Annotated in this window: 20 protein-coding genes; 8 read left to right on the top strand and 12 right to left on the bottom strand. The window is 71.7% G+C overall.

Annotation, left to right across the window (positions count from 1 at the left end):
• Positions 1-40: 40 nt before the first annotated feature.
• Positions 41-2,176, top strand: a complete 2,136-nt coding sequence (locus ABD140_RS09655) for an MMPL family transporter (RefSeq protein WP_344239015.1) — start codon at positions 41-43, stop codon at positions 2,174-2,176.
• Positions 2,177-2,239: 63 nt separating this feature from the next.
• Here ABD140_RS09655 and ABD140_RS09650 read toward each other — a convergent pair whose 3' ends face one another.
• Positions 2,240-3,607, bottom strand: coding sequence for a cystathionine beta-synthase (locus ABD140_RS09650; protein WP_344239013.1), 1,368 nt, complete (start codon positions 3,605-3,607; stop codon positions 2,240-2,242).
• 136 nt (positions 3,608-3,743) lie between these two features.
• Between ABD140_RS09650 and ABD140_RS09645 the strand changes: the two genes are divergently transcribed.
• From ABD140_RS09645 to ABD140_RS09635, 3 genes are all read left to right on the top strand, one after another.
• Positions 3,744-4,754, top strand: a complete 1,011-nt coding sequence (locus ABD140_RS09645; protein WP_344239011.1) for an SGNH/GDSL hydrolase family protein — start codon at positions 3,744-3,746, stop codon at positions 4,752-4,754.
• A 38-nt stretch (positions 4,755-4,792) separates the two neighbouring features.
• Positions 4,793-6,127, top strand: coding sequence for an outer membrane protein assembly factor BamB family protein (locus ABD140_RS09640; RefSeq protein ID WP_344239009.1), 1,335 nt, complete (start codon positions 4,793-4,795; stop codon positions 6,125-6,127).
• A gap of 122 nt (positions 6,128-6,249) precedes the next feature.
• Complete coding sequence (locus ABD140_RS09635; RefSeq protein ID WP_344239007.1) at positions 6,250-7,467, top strand: acetyl-CoA C-acetyltransferase; 1,218 nt, start codon at positions 6,250-6,252, stop codon at positions 7,465-7,467.
• Between the two features lie 77 nt (positions 7,468-7,544).
• Here ABD140_RS09635 and ABD140_RS09630 read toward each other — a convergent pair whose 3' ends face one another.
• The 7 genes from ABD140_RS09630 to eno all read right to left on the bottom strand — a co-directional run bounded on the left by ABD140_RS09630 (position 7,545) and on the right by eno (position 13,998).
• Positions 7,545-8,330, bottom strand: a complete 786-nt coding sequence (locus tag ABD140_RS09630) for a Bax inhibitor-1/YccA family protein (protein WP_344239005.1) — start codon at positions 8,328-8,330, stop codon at positions 7,545-7,547.
• Between the two features lie 83 nt (positions 8,331-8,413).
• Positions 8,414-9,508 (bottom strand): class I SAM-dependent methyltransferase, encoded by a 1,095-nt coding sequence (locus ABD140_RS09625; RefSeq protein WP_344239003.1) that lies wholly within the window; start codon positions 9,506-9,508, stop codon positions 8,414-8,416.
• Positions 9,509-9,819: 311 nt separating this feature from the next.
• Complete coding sequence (locus ABD140_RS09620; protein ID WP_344239001.1) at positions 9,820-10,437, bottom strand: uracil-DNA glycosylase; 618 nt, start codon at positions 10,435-10,437, stop codon at positions 9,820-9,822.
• Between the two features lie 191 nt (positions 10,438-10,628).
• Positions 10,629-11,546 carry a Ppx/GppA phosphatase family protein gene (locus ABD140_RS09615; RefSeq protein ID WP_344238999.1) on the bottom strand — a complete coding sequence of 306 codons (918 nt, stop codon included), beginning with the start codon at positions 11,544-11,546 and terminating at the stop codon, positions 10,629-10,631.
• A gap of 34 nt (positions 11,547-11,580) precedes the next feature.
• Positions 11,581-12,087 carry a DUF501 domain-containing protein gene (locus ABD140_RS09610; protein WP_344238997.1) on the bottom strand — a complete coding sequence of 169 codons (507 nt, stop codon included), beginning with the start codon at positions 12,085-12,087 and terminating at the stop codon, positions 11,581-11,583.
• A gap of 209 nt (positions 12,088-12,296) precedes the next feature.
• Positions 12,297-12,626: an FtsB family cell division protein gene (locus tag ABD140_RS09605; protein ID WP_344238995.1), complete on the bottom strand. Its 330-nt coding sequence runs from the start codon at positions 12,624-12,626 to the stop codon at positions 12,297-12,299.
• A gap of 88 nt (positions 12,627-12,714) precedes the next feature.
• Complete coding sequence (eno, locus tag ABD140_RS09600; RefSeq protein WP_344238993.1) at positions 12,715-13,998, bottom strand: phosphopyruvate hydratase; 1,284 nt, start codon at positions 13,996-13,998, stop codon at positions 12,715-12,717.
• Between the two features lie 200 nt (positions 13,999-14,198).
• Between eno and ABD140_RS09595 the strand changes: the two genes are divergently transcribed.
• The 4 genes from ABD140_RS09595 to ABD140_RS09580 all read left to right on the top strand — a co-directional run bounded on the left by ABD140_RS09595 (position 14,199) and on the right by ABD140_RS09580 (position 17,428).
• Positions 14,199-15,257: an ABC transporter substrate-binding protein gene (locus tag ABD140_RS09595; protein WP_344238991.1), complete on the top strand. Its 1,059-nt coding sequence runs from the start codon at positions 14,199-14,201 to the stop codon at positions 15,255-15,257.
• The gene (locus ABD140_RS09590; protein ID WP_344238989.1) at positions 15,254-16,054 is read left to right on the top strand and encodes an ABC transporter ATP-binding protein; all 801 of its coding nucleotides are present in this window, start codon (positions 15,254-15,256) and stop codon (positions 16,052-16,054) included. The genes ABD140_RS09595 and ABD140_RS09590 overlap by 4 nt, the downstream gene beginning before the upstream one ends.
• Entirely contained in the window at positions 16,044-16,919 is an 876-nt protein-coding gene (locus tag ABD140_RS09585) for an ABC transporter permease (protein ID WP_344238987.1), read from the top strand. Before ABD140_RS09590 ends, ABD140_RS09585 begins: the two co-directional genes overlap by 11 nt.
• An 80-nt stretch (positions 16,920-16,999) precedes the next feature.
• Positions 17,000-17,428 carry an RrF2 family transcriptional regulator gene (locus ABD140_RS09580; protein ID WP_344238985.1) on the top strand — a complete coding sequence of 143 codons (429 nt, stop codon included), beginning with the start codon at positions 17,000-17,002 and terminating at the stop codon, positions 17,426-17,428.
• 117 nt (positions 17,429-17,545) lie between these two features.
• Here the strand turns inward: ABD140_RS09580 and ABD140_RS09575 are convergent, their stop codons facing one another.
• From ABD140_RS09575 to mfd, 4 genes are all read right to left on the bottom strand, one after another.
• Complete coding sequence (locus ABD140_RS09575) at positions 17,546-19,942, bottom strand: penicillin-binding protein (protein ID WP_344238983.1); 2,397 nt, start codon at positions 19,940-19,942, stop codon at positions 17,546-17,548.
• A gap of 94 nt (positions 19,943-20,036) precedes the next feature.
• Entirely contained in the window at positions 20,037-20,942 is a 906-nt protein-coding gene (locus ABD140_RS09570) for a nucleoside triphosphate pyrophosphohydrolase (RefSeq protein WP_344238981.1), read from the bottom strand.
• The gene (locus tag ABD140_RS09565; RefSeq protein ID WP_344238979.1) at positions 20,939-21,541 is read right to left on the bottom strand and encodes a SurA N-terminal domain-containing protein; all 603 of its coding nucleotides are present in this window, start codon (positions 21,539-21,541) and stop codon (positions 20,939-20,941) included. The genes ABD140_RS09570 and ABD140_RS09565 overlap by 4 nt, the downstream gene beginning before the upstream one ends.
• A gap of 46 nt (positions 21,542-21,587) precedes the next feature.
• Complete coding sequence (gene mfd / locus ABD140_RS09560; RefSeq protein ID WP_344238977.1) at positions 21,588-25,073, bottom strand: transcription-repair coupling factor; 3,486 nt, start codon at positions 25,071-25,073, stop codon at positions 21,588-21,590.
• Positions 25,074-25,249 lie beyond the last annotated feature (176 nt).

Below are 25,249 nucleotides of genomic sequence, written 5' to 3'. Positions count from 1 at the left end.
TAAAGACTTCATAAACTCCCTGAACCAGAGAGGCTCCGTCATGTTCGGACGGCTCGGCAACGCCGTCGTCAAACACCCCTGGTGGACCATCGCGGCGTGGCTGGTGGTGGCGGTGCTCGTCATCGTGCTGTCGCCCAAGCTCGAGACCGAGTCCGACCAGAGCAACTTCCTGCCCTCCAAGTACGAGTCGCTGCAGGCCGCCGAGATCTCGGCGCAGGCCTTCCCGCAGACCGAGACCGTCTCGGCGATGATCGTGGTCACCCGCACCGACGGGAAGCCGCTCACCGACCAGGACGTGGCCAAGACCACCCAGGTGGCCCAGGCCCTGCCCAAGCCCGAGATGGTCGCCCAGATCGTCACCGGGCCGCAGGCGGTCTCGCCCAACAAGCAGGTCCAGGTCATCAACGTCCCGATGACCGGGGAGAGCCTGGAGGACCAGCAGAAGCAGCTCGACGCCGTCCGGGACCTGCGCGAGGCGCTGCCCGGCCAGCTGCAGGGCAGCGGCCTGCAGGCCAAGATCGGCGGTGACATCGCCAGCTGGGTCGACAACGAGGAGTCCTTCAACCGGGCCTTCGCCATCGTCGGCGCCGCGACCTTCGTACTGATCATCGGCCTGATCCTGGTCATCTTCCGCGCCCCGCTGGCCGCCATCATCCCGATCGTCGTGATCACGGTGGTCATGGAGGTGGCGATGGGCCTGATCGGCATCGCCTCCAAGCTCATGGGCTTCTCCGGCGACGACCAGCTGCAGACGATCATCCTCATCGTGTTGTTCGGCATCGGCGCCGACTACTACCTGTTCCTGATGTTCCGGTTCCGGGAGCGGCTGCGCGCCGGGGACGACAAGCGGACCGCGATGATCCTGGCGGTGGAGCGGGTCGGCGAGGTCATCTCCTCGGCCGCGGCCGCCGTCGCCGCGGCGTTCCTGGTGCTGCTGCTGGCCGCCTTCGGGGTGTTCAGCGCCTGGGGCCCGTCCCTGGCGATCGCGGTGGTGGTCATGGCGATCACCTCGCTGACCCTGATCCCGGCGATCATCGTCCTGCTCGGCGCCAAGGTCTTCTGGCCCTCCAAGTCCTGGCAGCAGGAGCCGAAGGCGAGCACCGCCCGCAAGGTCGGCGCGTTCGTCGGCGCCAAGCCGCTGGTGGTGGCGCTGGTGTCGGGCGGCCTGCTGGCCGCGCTGGCCTCGGGCGTGCTGATGTTCAAGGCCGACTACGACTTCCAGGCCGGATTCCCGCAGGACACCGAGTCCGCCAAGGCGCTCAAGGACATGGAGAGGGGCTTCCCGGTCGGCCTGACCACGCCCGTCCAGGTCTACCTCAAGAGCGAGAGCGGCGCCGACCTCACCCCCGAGCAGCTCTCGGCCTTCGCCGAGGCGGCCAAGGGGGCGCCCGGCGTCGGCGCCGTCCAGCCGCCCATCCCGGGCGAGAAGACCAAGACGATCGCCCGGGTCGACCTGGTGCTCAAGGAAAACCCGCTCGGCAACGACGCGATCTCCCTGGTCAAGGACGACCTGCGGCCTGCCGTCCACAAGGCGGCGCCCGAGGGCACCCGCGCCTACGTCGGCGGCACGACCGCGCTCTTCGCCGACATCAACGAGGTGAACAACCGCGACCTGTCGGTCATCCTGCCGGTGGCGGCGCTGCTCATCGCGCTGATCCTGGCGCTGCAGCTGCGCAGCCTCGTCGCGCCGCTCTACCTGGTGCCCGCGGTGCTCCTGGGCTTCGCGGCGACCATCGGCGCCACGGTGTACGTCTTCCAGGGCCTGCTGGACAAGCCGGGCGTCACCTTCCAGCTGCCGATCATCATGTACCTGTTCGTGCTGGCGATCGGCACCGACTACAACATCCTGATGACCGCGCGGCTGCGCGAGGAGGCGCGCGAGGGCCATGATCCGCGCAGGGCCGCGGCCCTGGCCGTCGAGCACGGCGGCCCGACGGTCATGGCGGCGGGCGTCATCCTGGCGGGCACCTTCGCCGTCATGATGCTCGCGCCGGTCGCGATGATGCAGCAGATGGGCTTCGGCGTGGCCATCGGCATCATGCTCGCCGCGTTCGTCATGTCGATGTTCCTGGTCCCGGCCGTCACCGCGATGCTCGGGCACGCCGCCTGGTGGCCCGGGCACGGCGACCGGAGCAAGGCGAAGACCGAGCCCCGGCCGGAACTCGTCGAGCACTGACCGCACCGCTCGAAGAAGGGGCGGCCTCCGCACGGAGGCCGCCCCTTCCGCCGTGCGGGCCCCTCAGGAGGCCAGGAAGCCCAGGAGGTCCTGGCGGCTGAGCATCCCGGCGGGCTTGCCGTCCACCAGGACGACCGCCGCGCCGTGCTTCTCCAGCACCTCCACCGCGCGGGAGACCGGGTCGCCGGAGCCGAGCGTGGGCAGCGGCGCCGACATGTGCTGCGAGAGCGGGTCGTCCACGTGCGCCTTTCCCGCCACCAGCAGGCCCAGCAGCTCGCGCTCGCCGATCGCGCCGACCACCTCGGCCGCCATGACGGGCGGCTCCTCCTTGAGCACCGGCACCTGGGAGACGTCGAACTCGCGCATCAGCTCGATCACCGAGCCGACCGTCTCCTCCGGGTGGGCGTGCACGAACTCCGGCAGCCGCCCCTCCTTGCCCGACAGGATGTCGCCGACCTTGGCCTCGTCGCCGGCCGCCGCCAGGAAGCCGTAGTTCTGCATCCACTCGTCGTTGAAGATCTTCGACAGGTAGCCGCGGCCGCCGTCGGGCAGCAGCACCACCACGACCGCGTCCGGCCCGGCGCGCTCGGCGACCCGCAGCGCCGCGACCACCGCCATGCCGCAGGAGCCGCCGACCAGCAGGCCCTCCTCGCGGGCCAGCCGCCGGGTCATGGTGAAGGAGTCCTTGTCGGAGACCGCGATGATCTCGTCGCAGACCTCCGGGTCGTAGGTGGCGGGCCAGATGTCCTCGCCCACCCCCTCCACCAGGTACGGGCGGCCGGTGCCGCCGGAGTAGACCGAGCCCTCCGGGTCCGCGCCGATGATCTTCACCCGGCCGCCGGAGACCTCCTTGAGGTAGCGCCCGGTGCCGGTGATGGTGCCGCCCGTGCCCACCCCGGCGACGAAGTGCGTGATCCGCCCCTCGGTCTGCTCCCAGATCTCCGGGCCGGTGGCCAGGTAGTGGGAGCGGGGGTTCTCCGGGTTGGAGTACTGGTCGGGCTTCCAGGCGCCGGAGATCTCGCGGGCCAGCCGGTCGGAGACCGAGTAGTAGGAGTCCGGGTGGTCGGGGGCGACCGCGGTGGGGCAGACGATCACCTCGGCGCCGTAGGCGCGCAGCACGTTGACCTTGTCGGCCGCCACCTTGTCCGGGACGGTGAAGACGCACCGGTACCCCCGCTCCTGCGCGACGATGGCCAGGCCGACGCCGGTGTTGCCGGAGGTCGGCTCGACGATGGTCCCGCCGGGCCGCAGCGCCCCCGACGCCTCGGCCGCGTCGACCATCCGGACCGCGATGCGGTCCTTCACCGAACCGCCGGGGTTGAAGTACTCCACCTTGGCGATCACCTGGCCGGGCACCCCGGCGGTCACCCTGCGCAACCGCACGAGTGGAGTGTTCCCCATCAGGGGGATGAGCGAGTCGTGAACCTGCACGGGACGTCCTTGTCTTGCGCGCTGGAGAGAACGGGAATACTCGATGTGGCCTCTATCCGCTCCGACCGGTGTCCCGTCCGCGAGCACCCCCGCCGCTCGGATAGATTCCGTTCGACACTAGCCCAGCCTGCCGGGGGTGAGCGAGTCCATGCTGAGAGCCCTGACCACGCGCCGGATCGTGACGACCGCGGCTTTCGGCGGGGGCGGCCTGACCGTCCTGGGCGCGCTGACGTTCGCCCTCCTGGTGGCCGAGGCCCGGCTCGCCCGGCGGATCATCCAGGGCTCGGCCAGCCTGCCGCCGCCGGTCACCGACGGCCTGTACGGGGCGTGGCTGCCCGGTGAGCCGCTCTCCTTCACCATGCTGGGCGACTCCACCGCCGCCGGGATCGGCGTGGACGAGCCCGAGGAGACCGCCGCCTCCCTGATCGCCTCGGGGCTGGCCGCCAGCGCCGGACGGCCGGTCCGGCTGACCAACGTGGCGGTCTCCGGGTCCCGCTCCGAGGCGCTGGCCGAGCAGGTCGAGCGGGCGCTGGAGGCGGCGCCGCGGGTGGCGGCGATCATGATCGGCGCCAACGACGTGACGGCCCGCATCCCGGCCGCCGAGTCCGTCCGGCACCTGGAGGACGCGGTGCTCCGGCTGCGCGGGAGCGGGTGCGAGGTCGTCGTGGGCACCTGCCCCGACCTGGGCTCGGTCGAGCCCCTCATGCAGCCGCTGCGCTGGATAGCCCAGCGCACCAGCCGCCAGCTCGCCGCCGCGCAGACCGTGGTGGCGGTGCGGGCGGGGGGCCGCACGGTGTCCCTGGGCGACCTGCTGGGCCGCGATTTCGCCATCGAGCCCGGCGAGTTCTTCTCGGCGGATCGTTACCATCCGTCTGCGCGAGGTTACGGTGCGGCAGCGGCCGCCCTGCTACCTTCGGTCTCAGCCGCGCTGGGACTCGAGCCCGAGGCCCGGTTCGGCGAGGGAGTCCTGCCCATCTACCTCGCGGCCGCCTCGGCCGCGGAGAAGCCCGGCACCGAGGTGGCGGCGCGGAACGGCGACGGCAAGTCCCGCTGGGCCACGCTGCTGCGCCGCACGGGTGGCGCGGCTCCCGCCCGTCCCGCGTCTGACGGCACGGCCCTGCCGGAGGTGGCACCCGGCACGGTCTGAGCCGCTCGGCGCCTCTTCCCCTGCCTGGAGTCCCGACCATGCCCTCGGCCGCCCTCAAGCGACTACTCTTCGCGTCCGCCTCGCTACTCCTGGCCGCGGCGTGCTCCAGCGCCGCGGACCGCGACACCGCCCACGCCTCGGCGGGCTGGTCCGACACCGGGGTGAACGCGGTCAGCCGCGCCGTCCCGGGGGCCGGCGTCGTGGCCGTCACCGGCCTGCGGCCCGACGGCGCGCTGGAGACGGTCGTCGACGACCTGGCCACCGGCCGGCGGCTGTGGACGAGGCAGGCGACGATGGTCGGCCGGCTGCCCGGCATGGGGGTGCAGCCCCCCGCCGTCGCCGGTCCGGTGGTGGTGTCGCTGGAGCCGCGGTCCGGCGGCCCGTGGAAGGCCATGGTCGTCGCCCGCGACGCCCGCACCGGCGAGCACCGGTGGTCGCGGGGCGTGCACTCCACGTTCGGCCCGGTGGCCTGCGGCGTGAACGTGTGCCTGGCGGAGTCGACGGCCCAGCGCAACCCGCGGTTCGTGGTGCTGGAGGGGGCCACCGGCCGCACCCTGTGGCGGCTGCGCGGGCTGGCCGAGGTCCAGCACGCCGACCGCGACCGCGTCGTCGTCTTCCGGATGGCCCGGCGGCCGGTCCTGGCCGCGCACTCCGCGGACTCCGGGCGCCGGTTGTGGGAGTTCCCGGTCGAGGACGCCGTGGGCAGGGGCGTCGACCTCTCGGGCGGCTGGTCGTTCGGCGCGGCGGGCGACCTGCTGCTCGGCCACATCGCGCCGGCCCGGCGGGGCAGGTCGCTGTCGGCGTACGGCTTCTTCGCGCTGCGGCTGGCCGACGGCTCGCCGGTGTGGTCGCACCCGCGCCAGCTGCGGGTGTACCCGAGCCCCAACCCCGCGGTCGGCCTGGTCACCCGCGAGGTCGGCGCCTCCGGCTCCTTCGAGGGCTTCGCCCGCATCGACACGCGCACCGGCCGCAAGCTGGCCGCGATCCCGGCGGCGGCGGTGCCCCGCGGCTCGCAGTGGTGGCTGTCCTTCTCCACCGACCTGTCCGTGCTCGGCTTCTGGCTGCCCGGCGGCAGGGGCAGCGCGTTCGACCTGTACCGGGCGGCGGCGGTCCCGACCGACACCCTGCGGACCTGGTCCTTCTGCTCCACCGACCCGCAGCCGCTGCGCCTGGCGGGCGGCGCGCCCGGCTTCTTCCCCGTCGCCCCCCTGTGCGCCTACGACCTGGCCACCGGCGCCAAGGCCGCCGACCCCGGCCCGCCTCCCGCCTGGTACACCGGCTCCGCCAACGGCCACCGCGTCTGGCGCGACGAGCAGGGCGCCCTCCACGCCACGCACGACACCACCGGCAGCACCCCGGGCATGTACGGCTGAGGCGCACCCCGCCGGGGGGCCCGTACCAGAGGGATTTCTAGAATCATGTCCTAGAACATGATTAGAGTACTCATTGGTAACTTAGTGGTCCGCCGACCCGGCCCCGAAGGAAGAGGAATCCCATGCCCGAGGCAGTGATCGTCGCCACCGCCCGCTCCCCCATCGGCCGCGCCTTCAAGGGCTCCCTCAAGGACCTGCGCGCCGACGAACTGGCGGCGAGCATGGTCCAGGCCGCCCTGGACAAGGTCCCCCAGCTCGACCCCAACACCATCGACGACCTGCTGCTGGGCTGCGGCCTGCCCGGCGGCCGCCAGGGCTACAACATGGCCCGCGTCGTGTCGGTGCTGCTCGGCCTGGACACCGTCCCCGGCGCGACCGTCACCCGGTACTGCTCCTCCTCGCTCCAGACCACCCGGATGGCGCTGCACGCCATCCGCTCCGGCGAGGCCGACGTCATCGTCTCCGCCGGCGTGGAGCACGTCTCCGGCTTCGCCTTCGGCTCCTCCGACGGCATGCCCAACACCAAGAACGAGAAGTTCGAGCCGGCCGAGGCCCGCACCGCCACCCTGGCCGAGGGCGGCAAGGACTGGACCGACCCGCGCACCGAGGGCATCCTGCCCGACATCTACATCGCGATGGGCCAGACCGCCGAGAACGTCGCACGGCTCAAGGGCGTCTCCCGCCAGCGCCAGGACGAGTTCGGCGTCCGCTCCCAGAACCTCACCGAGAAGGGCATCGCCAACGGCTTCTGGGCCTCGGACATCACCCCGGTCACGCTGCCCGACGGCACCGTGGTGAACAAGGACGACGGCCCCCGCGCCGGCACCACCTACGAGGCCGTCTCCCAGCTCAAGCCGGTCTTCCGCCCCGACGGCACGGTCACCGCCGGCAACTGCTGCCCGCTCAACGACGGCGCCGCCGCCGTGATCATCATGAGCGACACCAAGGCCGCCGAGCTGGGCATCACCCCCCTGGCCCGCATCGTCTCCACCGGCGTCTCGGGCCTGTCCCCCGAGATCATGGGCCTGGGCCCGGTCGAGGCCAGCAAGAAGGCGCTCGCCCTGGCCGGCCTGACCATCGGCGACATCGACCTGGTCGAGATCAACGAGGCCTTCGCCGCCCAGGTCCTGCCCTCGGCCGACGACCTCGGCATCGACATCGACCGGCTCAACGTCAACGGCGGCGCCATCGCCATCGGCCACCCCTTCGGCATGACCGGCGCCCGCATCACCAGCACCCTCATCAACAGCCTGAAGTTCCACGACAAGCAGTTCGGTCTGGAGACCATGTGCGTCGGCGGCGGCCAGGGCATGGCGATGGTGCTGGAGCGCCTGAGCTAGGAACCCGCGCGACCTGAGAGAACGCGAAGGCCCCCGGGACGGGATCCCGGGGGCCTTCGCGTCAGGTGCTACCGCGCTCAGTCGCTGCTGTTCAAGATCGCCAGGAGGCGCAGGACCTCCAGGTAGATCCAGACCAGGGTGCTGGTGAGGGCGAAGGCGCAGGCCCAGGAGTACTTCTCGGGCAGGCCCGCCTGGACGCCCTTCTCGACCATGTCGAAGTCGAGCATCAGGAAGAAGCAGCCGACGAGGATCGCCACGACGCTGAAGACGATGCCGAGGGCGCCGTTCTCGCGGATGCCGATGCCGCCGTCGGTGAACAGGCCGGCGACGAGGTTGACCAGCATGAGGCCGATCAGGGCGAGGCCCGCTGCCACCACGTACTTCGTGAACTTCGGCGTCACCCGGATGATCCGCAGCGAGTAGACCGCCAGCATGGCGCCGAACGCCAGCGCCGTGCCGATCACCGCCTGGAAGACGATGCCGTTGTAGAAGTCGTTGTACATGTGGCTGATCGTGCCGACCGCCACGCCGTAGAAGGCCGCGTAGGTCAGGGTCAGCGCGGCACTGGCCTTGCCCGAGAAGCTCAGGTAGAGGCCGATGCCCAGGCCGATCAGGGCCGAGACCAGCGCGACGCCCATGCCCAGGTCGACCACCCAGGCCACGGCGCCGGTGAGGGTCAGGGTGCCGAGGCTGAGGAAGCCCTTGACGACGACGTCGTCGATCGTCATCGTACGGACGCCCGGCTGCGCCGGGGGCGCGTACGCCGGCTGGTTGTACATGTCCTGGAGCTGCTGCGGGGAGGGCGTGTACTCGCGCCCCGCCTGCTCACCCATCTTGCGGAACGCGGGGTTCCTGCTCTCCATCTATTTCCTCCGGCAACTGAGAACCGTCACATCGATAAGACGCTCCTTACCGGTAAATCGTTCCGGTACGCAAGTCGTGTTCCTCATCTCAGTACGGCGTCGAGCTCGTACAGGCCGATCCTGCCCGCCTCCGCGGCGAGGGCGGCGGTGGCCAGATGCAGCAGCCAGGTGCGGGTGAGGCCGTCCTCCCGGGGGCCGTCCTGCAGGGCCGCGGCCCAGGCGCGCAGGGTGCGGGCGTAGTCCTCGCGCAGGGCCTCGGCCCGGCACACCTCCAGGCCCACCGCGTCCAGCGCCTCGATGAACGAGCCGAGCGTGGGCAGCTCCTCCTGCGAACCCAGGACGTAGTCGCTGGTGAACGGGCGCTGGACGGCGTCCTGGCGGTGCACGGGCTGGCGGACCAGCAGCCGCCCGCCCGGCCGGAGCAGGCCGGCGACCCTGTCGACGACGCCGTGCAGGGGCAGCACCCCGGCCAGCGCGACGACCACGTCGTACTCCCCTTCGGCGGGCACGTCCGGGACGGCGCGCACGCCTTCGGGCGGAACGACGTCGAAGGAGGTGACGGCGGTCACCAGCGCTCCCTGCTCCCGGGCGAGCCGGGTGGCGAAGGAGGCCCAGCCGGCGTTGAGCTCCAGCACCGAGGCGCCCGGTTTCAGCGCGAGCCGGGCGGCGAGCCGCTCCTCGCCGGCGCGCTGCGCCTCCGCCGGCTCCGCCGTGCCCGCCCAGTGCCCCGTGCCCAGCGCCCGCGCACCGCCGGCCATCCGGGCGTAGAGCTCCTCGGGCGTCTCCGCCAGCAGGCCGCGTCCGCCCTCCTCGGGCGGCGCCTTGGGCTCGGGCCCGACGGCGCCCAGCATCACCGCCGTCCGGACGATCTCCCGCTTGTCGTCGCCGCTCAGCCGGATCGCCTCGTCGTCATGGCGCAGCACCCGCTGCAGCGCGCCGAGCGCGGCGCACACGTCGCCCTCGATGTCCAGCTCGCCGGTGACGTAGGCGCGGACCAGGCCGATCTCGCCGGGCTTCCACAGCAGCCGCCGCAGCGCCCGACGGTCGCGGACGACGAAGACGGGGGCCCCGGGCGAGCCGATCTCGCTGCCGTCCCAGGCGCGCACCCGCACCGGCAGCGGATCGCCCAGCAGCCGGACCAGCAGCGGCTCCAGCCGGCTCGCGGCTCCGTCCACCATGCCGTTCTCCCTCGTCCCGACGCCTTGTCGATCTTAGGCACGTCCGCTCTTATCCCGCCCGTCCCGCGCGGTGTGTGGCACATGCCACGGAAGCCGCGGCCGGTCGGGGCCGAGATTTTTCTTCCCGAATTCCGAACCTTCTGCTTGTTTGCGCCATCCCATCTTCCGTAACCACCCTCGTGACACGAGGGACCAGCGGGGTCACTCCTCCGGCGGGGGCCGGAGGACGGGGACGGGTCAGGGCCTGACGGGGGCGTTCAGCGGCGGGGCCGCTGAGCCCGGCCCTGTCCCTCTCCCCGGGCCGCGCCCTCTCAGAGCTTCGCGGCTTCCTTCGCCCGCGTGAAGACCTCGTCGAGCATCGTTTCGCTCACCCGGCCGGTGAAGGTGTTCTGCTGGGACGGGTGGTAGCAGCCGAGCACCAGCATCCCGCCCACCCGGGCCTCGGCTCCGTGGGTGAACTTCGGGCGCGGGCGCGGCACCGCCAGCCCCGCCTCGGCCAGCACGGGCCACAGCGCCTGCCAGGCGAAGCCGCCGAGCACGACGACGACCTTCGGCCGGGTGAAGGCGAACTCCCTGGCCAGCCACGGGCGGCAGGCGTCGCGTTCGGACGGCAGCGGCTTGTTGTCGGGAGGCGCGCAGCGGACGGTGGCGACCATCCGGGTGTGCAGCAGCCGCTGGCCGTCCCCGGCGCGCACGCTCTCCGGCTGGACGGCCAGCCCCACCCGGTACAGGGACGCGAACAGCCAGTCCCCCGACCTGTCCCCGGTGAAGATGCGCCCGGTGCGGTTGCCGCCGTGCGCGGCCGGGGCGAGCCCGACGATGAGGATCGCCGGGTCCGGCGCCCCCCACCCGGCGATCGGGCGCCCCCAGTACTCCTCGTCGCGGAACGCGCGGCGCCGCTCCACCGCCACCCGCTCCCGCCACTCCACCAGCCGGTCGCAGGCGCGGCAGACCGACTGCCGGGCGCACAGCTCCGCCAGGTCGGGCGCCCCCGCCGCCAGCTCCGCCGCCTCGGCCGCGTCGTGCGCGACCGGCGTCCCGGGCGTCGCGGGATCGTCGGGCCAGCCGGTCCCGGGAGGGACGAACGGGGCCGGGGGTCCGCCCCCCGGTCCGGCGCCGCTCAGACCAGGCTCCAGGCGATGCCGTCGAGGATGTCGCGCTCGCTGACGACCACCGCGCCGAACCCGTACTCGCGCATGATGCGGTCGAGGATCAGCGCGCCGGCGCCGATCACGTCCACCCGGCCGGGGTGCATGAACCCCAGGGCGGCCCGTTCCTCGTGCGTCATGTGCAGCAGCCTGCGGGTGGTCTCGTGCACCTGGGCGGCGGTGATGCGCGACAGGTGGATGCGCTCGGAGTCGTAGGCCTCCAGGCCCATGCTCATCGCCGCGACCGTGGTGACCGAGCCGGCCAGGCCGACCAGGGTGCGGGCCTCGCCGACGGGGACGCTCTGGCGGACCTCGCGCAGCACGGCGTCGATGTCGGCGACCGCGTTGGAGATCAGTTCCGGTGAGGGCGGGTTGGCGCCCTTGAAGTGCCGCTCGGTCATCCGCACGCAGCCGATGTTCATCGAGCGGGCCGCCTCGACGCCGGAGCTGCCCACCACGAACTCGGTGGAGCCGCCGCCGATGTCGACGACCAGGTACGGGCGGAGCGGACGCAGCGCGGCCAGGTCCTTGGTCGCCCCGGTGAAGGACAGCTGCGCCTCCTCCTCGCCGGTGACGACCTCGGGCTTCACCCCGAAGATCTCGTCGACCCCGGTGATGAAGTCGGCGCGGTTGCGGGCGTCGCGGGTGGCGCTGGTCGCCACGACACGCACCCGCTCGGCTCCGTGCCGCTCGATGAGCCCGGCGTAGTCGCGCATCTCCTTGAAGGTGCGCTCCAGCGCCTCGGGCGCCAGCTCGCCCGTCTCGTCCACGCCCTGCCCGAGGCGGACGATGCGCATCTCGCGCTCGACCTCCCGCATCTCCTCACCGACGTCGGCGATGAGCAGCCGTACCGAGTTGGTCCCGCAGTCGATCGCGGCCACCCGCGTCATGTGCCCTCCCAGAGGCAGCTGAACCCAGCCGTGCTTAGTCGACCATCTTCGCATCGGCGCAGCATCCCGAACGCCACCATTCAGGCAGTTCATCCAGTGCCTCGCGGCCGAAGGGGTTGCTGCCCGGAGCGGCCAGCTCGTGGGCGACCAGCGCGTGCAGGCACTTGACGCGGTCGGGCATGCCGCCGGCGGTCTGCATGCCCTCGGGGAGCGGGGGCATGCCCGCCTTCTCCGCGGCCAGATCGCGCCGTTCCTGATAGTCGCGGTGCGCGGCGCGGTAGCGCTCGGCCAGCTCGGGGTCCTCGGCCAGCTCCGCCTGCATCTCGCGCATCCGGCCGCGCTCCTCCAGCCGCCCGATGGCCGAGGCGGCGCGCGGGCAGGTGAGGTAGTACAGCGTGGGGAAGGGCGAGCCGTCCGGCAGGTACGGGGCGGTCTCGATCACGTCGGGCAGCCCGCACGGACAACGGTGGGCGACCTCGGCGGTCCCCCGGATCGGCCGTCCGAGCTGGGCCTGGACGGCCTCGACGTCACGCTGGTCCATCGGCGCGGGCACTCCCTGTGATCGGTCAACGGCGAAGACGCCACCGAGTCTATTGCGCTCCGCCACCCCGGGGGGGCGACCCCCGGATCCCGCGCAGGGATCAGCCGATCCTCGCTTCGCCGCGGTCGACCCAACACCACCCGGGGGGCGACCCCCGGACCCCCGTGCAGGGATCAGCCGATCCTCGCTTCGCTGCGGTCGTCTGATCCCTAGCCCTGCCGGTCGGCGGCCTCCACCGAGCGCCAGAGGGTCTCGTACCACGGCGGGGTGCGGGTGGGGCCGGTCTCCTCCTGCTGCTCGGAGGTGCCTCCCTGGCCGTCCAGGACGACGTAGCACTGCTCGCCGGGGTCGCAGAAGTGCAGGCGGCGCCGCGCCTCGCGCTTGACGTAGTCGGGGTCGCCCAGGCTCGCCTTCTTGTCGGTGAGCTCCCGCACGTCCTTGCGGACGGCGGCCTCCTGCTTCTGCAGCCGGGAGATCTCGCTGCGCTGCGCCACGTACTCGCGCACCGGGTAGGCCAGGCTCAGCGCGATGGCGCACATGACGACCGCGAGGATCGCCGCGCGCGATGTCAGGTGGAACCTGCCCCCCGCGTTCTCGCGGGGGGCAGGTCCGCGCTGACCGGAGATGTCAGCCCTCCCAGGTGAACCGGGGGAAGGCCGCGGCGCCGGCGTAGCGGGCGGCGTCGTCCAGCAGCTCCTCGATGCGCAGGAGCTGGTTGTACTTGGCGACGCGGTCGCTGCGGGCGGGGGCGCCGGTCTTGATCTGGCCGCAGTTGGTGGCGACGGCCAGGTCGGCGATGGTGGTGTCCTCGGTCTCGCCGGAGCGGTGGCTCATCATGCACTTGAAGCCGTTGCTGTGGGCCAGGGAGACGGCGTCGAGGGTCTCGGTGAGGGTGCCGATCTGGTTGACCTTCACCAGCAGCGCGTTGGCGGTGGCGGACTTGACGCCGCGGGCCAGGCGCTCGGGGTTGGTGACGAAGAGGTCGTCGCCGACCAGCTGCACCTTGCCGCCGATGGCGTCGGTGAGGGCCTTCCAGCCGTCCCAGTCGTTCTCGTCCAGCGGGTCCTCGATGGAGACCAGCGGGTAGTCGGCGACGAGGGTGGCGTAGTAGGCGGCCATCTCCTCGGCGCTCTTGGCGGCGCTCTCGAAGGTGTAGGAGCCCTCGGAGTGGAACTCGGTGGCGGCGACGTCCAGCGCCAGGGCGATGTCGCGGCCCGGGGTCAGGCCGGCCTTCTCGATGGCGACGAGGATGAGGTCGAGCGCCTCGCGGTTGGAGGGCAGCTCGGGGGCGAAGCCGCCCTCGTCGCCCAGGCCGGTGTTGAGGCCCTTGCCCTTGAGCACGGACTTCAGGGAGTGGTAGACCTCCACGCCCTGGCGCAGCGCCTCGGAGAACGTCGGCGCGCCCAGCGGCGCGATCATGAACTCCTGGATGTCGACGTTGGTGTCGGCGTGCGCGCCGCCGTTGAGGATGTTCATCATCGGCACGGGCAGCACGTGCGCGTTGGGGCCGCCGACGTAGCGGAACAGCGGCAGGTCGGCGGCCTCGGCCGCGGCCTTGGCCACCGCGAGGCTGACGCCGAGGATGGCGTTGGCGCCCAGGTTGGCCTTGTTCGGGGTGCCGTCCAGGTCGATCATGACCTGGTCGATGATGCGCTGGTCGTCGGCGTCGTAGCCCACCAGCTCCTTGGCCAGGGTGCCGTTGACGGCCTCGACCGCCTTCTGCACGCCCTTGCCGCCGTAACGCTGGTCGCCGTCGCGCAGCTCGACCGCCTCGAACTGGCCGGTGGAGGCGCCGCTGGGCACCGCGGCCTGGGCCTGAGAGCCGTCTTCGAGCAGGACCTCGACCTCGACGGTGGGGTTACCGCGAGAGTCGAGGATCTCCCGGGCGTGTACGGCCTCGATCGCAGACACTGTGCGCTCCTTGTTCAGCATCACGGGGGTTACGTCCCGAGCCTACCGAAGGGCCGTCCCGGCACTTCGGACGGCTCGCCGTCCCGCGCCGTTACCCGATCGTGGCCACATTCCCTACCGATCAGGTTGACTTGGTATTCCATCCTTGCTCTACTTTTCACATCAAATCAGTCGAAAATATCGACCGGGAGCGGAGAACGATGAAGCTCAGCAGGAGAAAAGCCCTGGCGGCGCTGACGGCACTGGTGATCGGGGCACCGGTGCTCGCCGCCTGCGGCGACGACTCCTCCAGCGGTGGCGAGAACGGCGGCACCACCACCGTCAACCTCGGGTTCTTCCCGAACATCACGCACGCCACCGCGCTGGTCGGGCTGGAGAAGGGCATCTTCGCCGAGAAGCTCGGCTCGGACGTCAAGATCGAGCCCAAGTCCTTCAACGCGGGCCCCGCCGCGATCGAGGCGCTCTTCGCCAAGGGCGTCGACGCCACCTTCATCGGCCCCAACCCCGCGATCAATGCCTGGGCCCAGTCCAAGGGCCAGGCCATCAAGATCGTGAGCGGCGCCGCGTCCGGCGGCGTCTCCCTGGTGGTCAACCCCGACAAGGTCAAGAGCCTGGACGACCTCAAGGGCAAGAAGATCGCCACCCCGCAGCTGGGCAACACCCAGGACGTCGCGATCCGCTCCTACCTCAAGTCCAAGGGCCTGACCGCCAACAAGGACGGCTCCGGCGACGTCGCGGTGGTGCCCCAGGAGAACTCCCAGACGATCGACACCTTCAAGCAGGGCGCGATCGACGGCGCCTGGGTGCCCGAGCCCTTCGCCTCCCGGCTGATCCTGGAGTCCGGCGGCAAGAAGCTGCTGAACGAGAAGGAGCTGTGGCCCGACGGCAAGTTCGTCATCACCCACCTCATCGTCCGGCAGGAGTTCGCCAAGGAGCACCCGGACATCGTGAAGAAGCTCGTCGAGGGCACCGTCGCCTCGAACGACTACATCAACGGCAACATCGAGGAGGCCAAGACCTCGGCCAACGCCCAGCTGGAGAAGCTGAGCGGCAAGCCGCTGTCCGAGGAGGTCCTCGACTCGGCGTTCAAGGAGATCGAGTTCCTCAGCGACCCGATCCCCTCCTCCCTGGTCACCGGCGCCAAGAACGCCGAGGCCGTCGGCCTGCTGGAGCCGGTGGACCTCAACGGCATCTACGACCTGACCCACCTCAACGCCATCCTCAAGGCGGCGGGAAAGCCGGAGGTCAAGACTTCATGAGCAAGGCCGTCAAGGCCCCCGCGAGCCGGACCGCCAGCGCGGTCCGGCTTTCGGGCGTCTCCAAAGCGTTCGGTTCCGGCGCCTCGGCGCTGCTCGCCCTCGACGACGTCTCCCTGGACGTGCGCCCCGGCGAGTTCGTGTGCCTCCTCGGCGCGTCGGGATGCGGCAAGTCCACCCTGCTCAACCTCGTCGCCGACCTGGACAAGGCCAGTGCGGGGACCATCGACAAGGGCGACGCCCGGGTCGCCCTGATGTTCCAGGAGCCCGCCCTCTTCCCGTGGCTGACCGTCTCGGGCAACCTCGAACTGGCGCTGCGCCAGCGGGGCGTGCCCCGCGCCGAGCGCAAGGCGCGCGCGTCGGAGCTGCTGGCCTCGGTGCACCTGTCCGGGTTCGAGAAGAAGCGCCCGCACCAGCTGTCCGGCGGCATGCGCCAGCGGGTGGCGCTGGCCCGCGCCCTGGCCCTCACCGAATCGCAGGGCGACGAGCGCCCCACCCTCCTGCTCATGGACGAGCCGTTCGGCGCCCTGGACGCGATGACCCGCGACCTGCTCCACGACGAGCTGGAGCGCATCTGGCGGGAGCGCGAGCTGTCCGTCCTCTTCGTCACCCACAACGTCCGCGAGGCCGTGCGGCTCGGCGACCGCGTCGTCCTGCTGTCCAGCCGCCCCGGACGGGTGATCCAGGAGTTCCCCGTGGAGTTCCCGCGGCCCCGCCGCATCGACTCCCCCGACGTGGCCACGCTGGCGGCGACCATCACCGACCGGCTCAAGGAGGAGGTGAGCCGTCATGGTTCTTGAGCAGCAGGAGAAGAGCGGCGGGATCCAGCGGCAGATCGCCGGCCTGGACGCGCTGGAGCTGACCGCGGGCAAGAAGAAGAACCCGCTGGTGCGCGTCTGGTCGGCGCTGTGGCCGATCATGACCGCGGTCCTGATCTCGCTGGCCGCCTGGGAGCTGGTCGTCCTCAGCGGCTGGCGCGAGCCGTGGGTGCTGCCCGGACCCCGCGAGGTCGTCCCGGTCTTCTTCGAGGTCGTCGCCACGGGCACCTTCTGGGACGCCGTCGCCCTGACCATGCAGCGCGCCCTCGTCGGGTTCGCGCTGGCGGTGCTCATCGGCGGGACCATCGGCGCGCTGGTCTCCCAGTCCTGGGTGCTGCGCCGCGCCTTCGGCTCGCTCATCACCGGCCTGCAGACGATGCCCTCGATCGCCTGGTTCCCGCTGGCCATCCTGCTGTTCAAGCTGAGCGAGAGCGCGATCCTGTTCGTCGTGGTGCTGGGCGCCGCCCCCTCGATCGCCAACGGCCTCATCGCGGGCGTGGACTACACCCCGCCGATCCTGCTGCGGGTCGGCCAGACCATGGGCCTGACCGGGTTCGCCCGCTACCGGCACCTGATCATCCCGGCCTCGCTGCCGTCGTTCGTGGCCGGCCTCAAGCAGGGCTGGGCGTTCGCCTGGCGCAGCCTGATGGCGGGCGAGCTGCTGGTCATCATCGGCAAGCAGTCGATCGGCACCCTGCTGCACTTCTCCCGGGAGGTCAGCGACACCGCGGAGATGATCGCGGTGATGGTGATCATCCTCATCATCGGCATCCTGGTCGACCAGCTCTTCGGCGTGGTGGACCGGGCGATCCGCTCCCGCTGGGGGCTGCAGCGGGTCGGCGACTGACCGGACGGCCGTGCGGCGGCTTCCGCACGGTCGCTCCGGCGCCCCTCCACAAGTGAACAGCCACGACAATCGGGGAGAACGTGCACGTCACCGCCCGCGTCGAGTACGCCCTGCGCGCCCTGCTGGCCCTGGCCGCCGCCGAGCCGTCGGCCCTGACCGCCCACACGCTGGCCGACACCCACGGCCTTCCGCTGACCTTCCTGCAGTCGATCCTCGGCGACCTGCGCCGCGCCGACCTCGTCTACAACCAGCGGCTCCCCCGTCCGGGGTACCGGCTGGCGCGGGCGGCCGAGGAGCTCACCGTCGGCGAGGTGCTGCGCCTGGTCAGCGGCGCCCGCGCCGAGGAGCGCGCCGAGCCGCCCGCGGGCGAGCCCTCCGCGCTGGTGGGCGCGCTGCGCCAGGTGTGGCAGGCCGCCGACACCGCGCAGCTCGAGGTGATCAACGCCGTCACCCTGGCCGACCTGCGCGACGGCCGCCTGCCCGACCTCGTCCGGGCCCTGCTGGCCTGAGGCCGCACCCCGGCCGCGGGGCACGCATCCAGGCCGTGAGGCGCGCGCCCCGGCCGCGAAGTGCGCGCCCCGTCCACGCGGGGCGCGTCCCGCGCGCTCCGGCCCGCGGGGCGCGCCTCAGCCGGTGAAGGTGAAGAAGGGCTCGGTGAACGGCGTCCGCGGGAACGGCAGGTCGGGTCCGAAGGGGTTGTCGTCGTCGCCGTCGCCGAACGGCGGGTCGTCCTGGCGCTCCTCGCCCTTGGAGACCGTGAGGACGACGGTGATGCCGGAGTCGCCGGGGTCGATGCTCGTGCCGGGCCCGGGGCTCGTCTCGGCGATCGTCCCCTCGGGGTAGCGGGAGTGGATCTCCGCCGAGGAGATCCGGTGGTCCATGTTCATCGCCTTCAGCCTGCGGATCGCTTCCTCGGGCTTGAGGCCGCGCAGGTCCGGCATGCGCACGTGGTCCTCGCCCGAGCCCTTGCGGAAGAAGTGCGACGGCGGCCGGCTGAACCCGGTGGCCTTGACGCCCCGCAGCGCCTCGGCCATGGTGTCGCGCCAGATCGGCCCCGGGATGCTCGCCCCGTAGACCGGGCCGCCGCAGTGCGTGGGCAGGCACACGTTCGTCATCGGGTGGCTGTAGCCGCCGCGCGGGTCGCCCACCCAGACGGCCGAGGCCAGCTCGGGGGTGTACCCGGCGAACCAGGCGGCCGAGTAGTTGTCCACCGTGCCGGTCTTGCCCGCCGCGGGGCGGCCCAGGGCCAGGCCGCGCGCCGTGCCCTTGGTCAGGACCCCGGCCATCACGTGGTTCACCGCGTCGGCGACGCCCTTGTCGATGACCTGCTCGCAGTTCGCGGACGGCACCTTGATCTTCTTGCCGTCGGCGCGGTTGATCTGCTTGATGGCGATCGGCTCGCAGTACTTGCCGCGCGCTCCGAAGGCGGCGTAGGCGGCGGCGACCCGCAGCGGGGAGACGTCGTTGAAGCCCAGCGTGAAGGAGGCGTACTCCTGCAGCGGCTTGCCGTCGGCGCGGCGGATGCCCAGCTTCTTGGCCATCTTCACCGTGTCGCACAGGCCCACCTCCTTCTCCAGCTTGAGGAAGAAGGTGTTGACCGAGTGCCAGGTGCCCGTCAGCAGGCTGAAGCTGCGCCCGCCCTCGCCGTCGGAGGAGTTGCGCAGCTGGGTGGTGTCGCTGACGTTCTTGCCCTTGCAGTCGCGGAAGCCGGTGGGCGCGTACGCGACGGGCGCGGTGATGCGCTCGCCGATCGGCATGCCCTCGTCGAACGCGGCGGCCAGCGTGAACGCCTTGAAGGTCGAGCCCGCCGCCATGCCCACGCTGGTGCCGTGGCTGGCGTCGGCGGCGAAGTTGATCCAGGTCTTGCCCGGCTTCTCGTCGGGGCCCAGCTCGCGGCCCACGTCCATGCCCTTGATCTCGCCGGTGCCCGGCTCGACGAGGACCTGCGCGGCCGCCTTCTTCTCCTTGTTCCGCGCCGGGACGTGCCGCAGCAGCGCCTTGTGCGCGGCGTTCTGCGTCTTCCAGTCCAGGGTGGTGCGGATCTTCAGGCCGCCGATCCACAGCAGCCGCTCGCGCTCCTCCTTGGTCTTGCCGAAGATCGGATTGGTGAGGATCTCCCGCTGCACGTAGTCGCAGAAGAACGCCGCCTTGCTCTCGGTGCAGCCGTTCTTGGTCTCGGTGAGGTCCAGGACGAGCGGCTTCTTCTTCTCCTCCTCGGCCTTCCTCCAGGTGATCCAGCCGAGTTCGGCCATCCGGTCCAGGACGATGTCGCGCCGGTTGCGCGCGCCCTCGCCGTTCAGCCGCGCGTTGTACTGGTTGCCGTTCTTGAGGATGCCGGCCAGCGTCGCCGCCTGGTTGAGGTTCAGCTTCGCGGCGGATACGGAGAAGTAGCGGCGGGCCGCGGCCTCCAGGCCGTACGCGCCGTCGCCGAAGTAGGCGATGTTCAGGTACTTCTCCAGGATCTCGTCCTTGGAGTGCCTTCGCTCGACGGCGACGGCGTACCGCAGCTCGCGGAGCTTGCGGGCGGGGGTGGTCGCCACCGCCTCCAGCTTCTCCTCCTCGCTCTCGGCGTTCATGTACAGGAGGTTCTTCACGTACTGCTGGGTGATGCCCGAGCCGCCCTGCGTGGTGTCGTCGGAGCTGTTGAGGTTCGACATGAGGGCGCGCAGCGTGCCCTTGCTGTCGAGCGCGCCGTGCTCGTAGAAGCGGTAGTCCTCGATGGCCAGCACCGCCTGCCGGGCGACCGGCGAGATCTTCTCCAGCGGCACGTCCACCCGGTTCTGCCGGTAGAACGTGGCGATGAGGGAGCCGTCCTCGGCCAGGATCTGGGAGCGCTGCGGGGCCTGGAGGTCGTCCAGGTCCAACGGCTCGCTGAGCAGCCAGTCCGCGGAGTCCCGCGCGCCGACACCGGCCGTGCAGGCCAGCGGCAGCGCCAGCAGTCCGGCCAGCAGCCCGGCCAGCATGCCGTACCCCGCCAGCCGCCGCGCCGCGACGGCCCTGCCGATGCCCTGCTCCGCTTCCATGCGGCACACCCTAAGGGTTGTTTCACGGTCGAAACAGTCCAGTAACCCGTGACGTCTGTCCTGTGAGGTCCCTTATCGAACCCCACCTCAGCTGTCATCCCCGGCCCTGCTGCTCCCATTCCTCCACTTTTGCCCGGAATCGTGAAGACCAGGCGCGGAGCTCGCGGTCGGCGGCCTCGGCCGGGGCCACGCGGTCGGCGTAGTCGGCGAACAGCTCCTCCGGGACGCCGCCCTTGCGGGCCCGCCGCACGAGCTGGGCCGCCTCCAGGAGGGCGGGCTGGGAGACCGGGACGCCCGCCAGGAGGGGCCTGTCGCCCTTCTCCTCCTTCTTGATGACGTCCCAGTTCATCTCGACCTCGGCGGCGCCGGAGACGTCCGCCTCGGCGAACACGTGGGGGTGGCGCCGGATGAGCTTGTCGACGAGGCCCGCCGCCACGTCGTCGACGGTGAAGCCGTCCTCGCCGCGCTCGGCGGCGACCACCGCGTGGAAGGCGACCTGCATGAGCACGTCGCCCAGCTCCTCGCGCAGCGCCGCGAAGTCGCCCGACTCCACCGCGTCGGCGGTCTCGTAGGTCTCCTCCACCAGGTACGGGATGAGCGACTGGTGGGTCTGCTCGCGGTCCCACGGGCACTCGCGGCGCAGGCGCTCCATCACCGTCACGACGTCCAGCAGCCGGGCGCCGGGCAGGTCGTAGGAGCCGTGCACGATCTCGACGTCCAGCGGGTCCTCGACGACGAGTTCGCCGACGCGGGCGGCGAAGTCCGCGTCGCCGTCCGGCGCGGCCAGCCACACCACGTCCGCGCGCCGCGCGGCCTCCACGACCGCGCGGGCGTCCGGCTCCACCGTCTCGACCGCCACGCCCGCCTCCCGCAGGAACGGCAGCTGCGGGTGGCCGGCGGCCGAGGTGAGCACCCGGGAGTCCTGGAGCGCCCGCCACGCCCGCCACGTCAGCAGCCCCGGCGCCACGCGGTGCGTGGTGCTCAGCAGGATCAGGCTCATGCCGTCCCGCTCTCCCGGGTCGACAGGCGGGTCACCGGCGGCTGGAGGAGGCCGTCGTCGTAGCTCTGGCCGTAACGCGGGTTGACCTCGATGCCCATGCCCTGCGCGGTCCGCGTCAGCGCCTGGTGCACCTGCTCGTTGGCGGCGGCCTCGCTGGACGCGCCGGTGGCGAGCCGGTTGTTGATGACGATCATCCGCGCGAACTCGCGGCCGTGGCTCGGCGGGATGCCGTACGACATCGTGAAGACGTCGAAGAGGTCCGGACCGCCGTCCCGCGTCACCTGGCGGACGAAGTCGTCCACCTGCGCGGAGGTGACCGTGATGCCGCGGTCCTTCGCCGCCCGCTCGCTGACCCGCATGGCGATCAGCCGGCTGAGCACGCTGCGCGGCGTCGACTCCGGGTCCGCCAGCGTGAGCTGCTGCGCCGGCAGCGGGTTCTCCCGGTAGGAGTCGCGCCACTGGGTGACGGCCGTGCTCAGCTCCGTCTCGCTGATGCGCGGCGCCCCCTCGAAGGTGGCGGCCGCGCCCATGCGCGTCTGGTCTCCGCAGGCCGTCGCTCCCAGGGCGAGCACCGCCGCGACGATGATCTGTCGTCTCACCCGTCACACCTTACTGAGCCTTTCCCCCGGGGGAAGCCCCTCGCCGCTAGCCCTCCAGGAACAACGCGTCCACCAGGCCCGTCGCCCAGCGGAGCATCTCGCCGTCGCGCAGAGGGCGGCCGCCGATGGGCGCGGTCCTGGGGGTGGGGACCAGGATCTGGCCGGGCTTCATGAGGCTCTTGGGGTAGAGGCGCTGCATGCGGACCTGGCGCGACTCCGGCAGGATGCGGTCCTCGCCGCCGGACTTGGAGAAGCGCACGAAGTTGCCCTGGAGGACGACCTCGGTGAGGCCGGCGCGGCGCGCCTTGGCGCGGAAGCGGGCGACCTCCAGGAGGTTGAGCACCGGGACGGGCAGCGGCCCGAACCGGTCCTTGAGCTCCTCGGACACCTCGGGGATCTCCTCGTCGGAGGTGATGCCCGCGATGCGCCGGTAGGCCTCCAGGCGCAGCCGCTCCCCCGGCACGTACTCGTGCGGGATGTGCGCGTCGACCGGCAGCTCGACCTTGGTCTCGGGCAGCGACGCCGACGGCTCCTCCTTGAGCTCGCGCACCGCCTCACCGACCATCCGGACGTACAGGTCGAACCCGACGCCCGCGACGTGGCCGGACTGCTCGGCGCCCAGGATGTTGCCGGCGCCGCGGATCTCCAGGTCCTTCATCGCCACGAACATGCCCGCGCCGATCTCGGTGTGCTGGGCGATCGTCGCCAGCCGCTCGTGCGCGGTCTCCGACAGCGGGTTCTCCGGCGGGTACAGGAAGTAGGCGTAGGCGCGCTCCCGGCCCCGGCCGACGCGGCCGCGCAGCTGGTGCAGCTGGGAGAGGCCGTAGGTGTCGGCGCGGTCCACGATGAGGGTGTTGGCGTTGGGGATGTCCAGGCCCGACTCCACGATCGTGGTGGCGACCAGGACGTCGTAGTTCTTCTCCCAGAAGTCGACCATCACCTTTTCGAGCTGCTGCTCGTTCATCTGGCCGTGCGCGGTGGCCACCCGCGCCTCGGGCACCAGCTCCTTGAGGGTGGCCGCCACCTTGTTGATGGACTTCACCCGGTTGTGCACGAAGAAGACCTGGCCCTCGCGCAGCAGCTCGCGGCGGATCGCCGCGGCGATCTGCTTCTCGTCGTAGGGGCCCACGAACGTCAGGACGGGGTGGCGCTCCTCCGGCGGGGTGAGGATCGTCGACATCTCCCGGATGCCGGTCAGGCCCATCTCCAGGGTGCGCGGGATCGGCGTCGCCGACATCGCCAGCACGTCCACCTGGGTGCGCAGCCGCTTGAGCTCCTCCTTGTGCTCCACGCCGAAGCGCTGCTCCTCGTCGATGATGCACAGGCCCAGGTTCTTGAACCGGGTGGAGGGGCTGAGCAGCCGGTGCGTGCCCACCACCAGGTCGACCTTGCCCTCGGCCAGCTCCTGGAGGGTCTGCGCGACCTCCTTGTCGGTCTGGAACCGCGAGATGGGCCGCACCACCACGGGGAAGGACGCGAACCGCTCGGTGAACGTCGACAGGTGCTGCTGCACCAGCAGCGTGGTCGGCACCAGCACCGCCACCTGCTTGCCGTCCTGGACGGCCTTGAACGCCGCGCGCACCGCGATCTCGGTCTTGCCGTAGCCGACGTCGCCGCAGATCAACCGGTCCATCGGGACCGGCTTCTCCATGTCCTGCTTGACCTCCTCGATCGCCGCGAGCTGGTCGGGCGTCTCGGCGTAGGGGAAGGCGTCCTCCAGCTCCCGCTGCCAGACGGTGTCGGGCCCGAAGGAATGGCCGGGGCTGGCCATGCGCGCCGAGTACAGCCGGATCAGCTCCCCGGCGATCTGCTTGACCGCCTTGCGGGCGCGGGTCTTGGCCTTCTGCCAGTCGGCGCCGCCCAGACGGTGCAGCGACGGCGCCTCGCCGCCGACGTAGCGGGTGAGCTCCTCCAGCTGGTCGGTGGGGACGAACAGGCGGTCGCCCTTGGCGTACTCGATGATGAGGTACTCGCGGGTCGCGCCCTGGACCGTCCGGGAGACCATCTCCACGTACCGGCCGACGCCGTGCTGCTCGTGCACCACGTAGTCGCCCGCCGCCAGCTGCAGCGGGTCGATGCCGCCGCGCCGCCGCGACGGCATCCGCCGCATGTCCTTGGTGGAGGACTTCTGGCCCGAGAGGTCGGTCTCGGTCAGGACCGCCAGCCGCACCTTCCCGCCGCCCGACCACAGGAAGCCGTGCTCCAGCATGCCGGTGGTCACGAGCACCGAGCCGTCGGTCTCCTTGCGCGCCGCGGGGATCCCGGCGTCGCGCAGCACCTCGGTGAAGCGCTCGGCCGGGCCGTGGCCCTCGCTGGTGAGCACGACCTTCCAGCCCTCGCCGTGCCAGCGGCGCACGTCGGCGACGACCTTCTCCCGGTCGCCCCGGTAGGCCTCGGCGGGCTGGACGTCCAGGATGACGGTGGCCTCGTCCTCGCCGGAGGCCAGCGGGCTGGTCAGCCACCACGGCACGTCCAGCTCCCCGGCGCGCTCGCGCACCTCCTCCAGCGTCCGGTAGGCGGCCTCGCCGAGGTCGATCGGCGCCTCTCCGCCCGCGGCGGCGTTCACCCAGGAGGCCTCCAGGAACTCCTGGCTGGTGCTGACCAGGTCCACCGCGCGGCTGCGGATGCGCTCGGGGTCGCAGACCAGGATCCGGCTGCCCTTGGGCAGCAGGTCGACGAGCAGCTCCATGTGCTCGGCCAGGACCGGCGAGAAGGCCTCCATGCCCTCGACGGCCTCGCCCTCGGCCAGCCGGTCCAGCACCTCGGCCAGCGCGGGGTGCTCGGCCGCCAGCTCCCGCGCCTTCTCGCGCACCTGCGGGGTGAGCAGCAGCTCGCGGCACGGCGGCGCCCACAGCCCGTCCTGGGCGATCTCCAGGGAGCGCTGGTCGGCCGCCTTGAAGTAGCGGATCTCCTCGACCTGGTCGCCCCAGAACTCCACGCGCAGCGGGTGCTGCTCCCCGGCGGGGAACACGTCCAGGATGCCGCCGCGCACCGCGATCTCGCCGCGCTTCTCCACCAGGTCCACCCGGTCGTAACCGCCGTCCACCAGGCGCGCGACGACCTCGTCCAGGTCCGCCTCGTCGCCCTGGCGCAGGCGCACCGGCTCCAGGTCGCCCAGGCCCGCCACGATCGGCTGGAGCACCGCGCGCACCGGCGTGACGACCACCTTGAGCTGCCCGCCCGCCGGGTCGCCCGGCTCGGGGTGCTGCAGACGGCGCAGGACCGCCAGCCGCTGCCCCACGGTGTCGCTGCGCGGGGAGAGGCGCTCGTGCGGCAGCGTCTCCCAGGCGGGGAAGTGCGCCACGGTGTGCGGCTCCAGCAGGCTGGTCAGCGCCGAGGCGAGGTCCTCGGCCTCGCGTCCGGTCGCCGTGACGGCCAGGACGGCCGCCCCGTCGATCGCGGTGCGCGACAGCACCGCCGCCAGCACGGGCCGCAGCGCGGGCGGACCGACGAGCGTGTGCTCGCCGCCTTCCAGGGCGCGGCGCAGCTCCGGATCGGCGAGCACGACATCGAGCAGAGGCGAGAGAGACATCAGCGACCTTGTGACGGACGGTGGCCGCGCGCGTCCGCGCAGCCCGAAGGCCCCCGAAGCGTCGGACGCCCGGGGTCGACTCCCAGCCTACGCGTAGTCGCACCCTGAGTTCGGGACAAGAATCTCTTCAAGAAAGAGCAAATACCGGACGGACGGCCCGACTTTCACTACGCTGC

The organism is Actinocorallia libanotica, assembly GCF_039525175.1.
Lineage (GTDB): Bacteria > Actinomycetota > Actinomycetes > Streptosporangiales > Streptosporangiaceae > Actinocorallia > Actinocorallia libanotica.
Note: the sequence above shows the minus strand (reverse complement) of the source record. Positions and strands in the feature narration are given on the sequence as shown.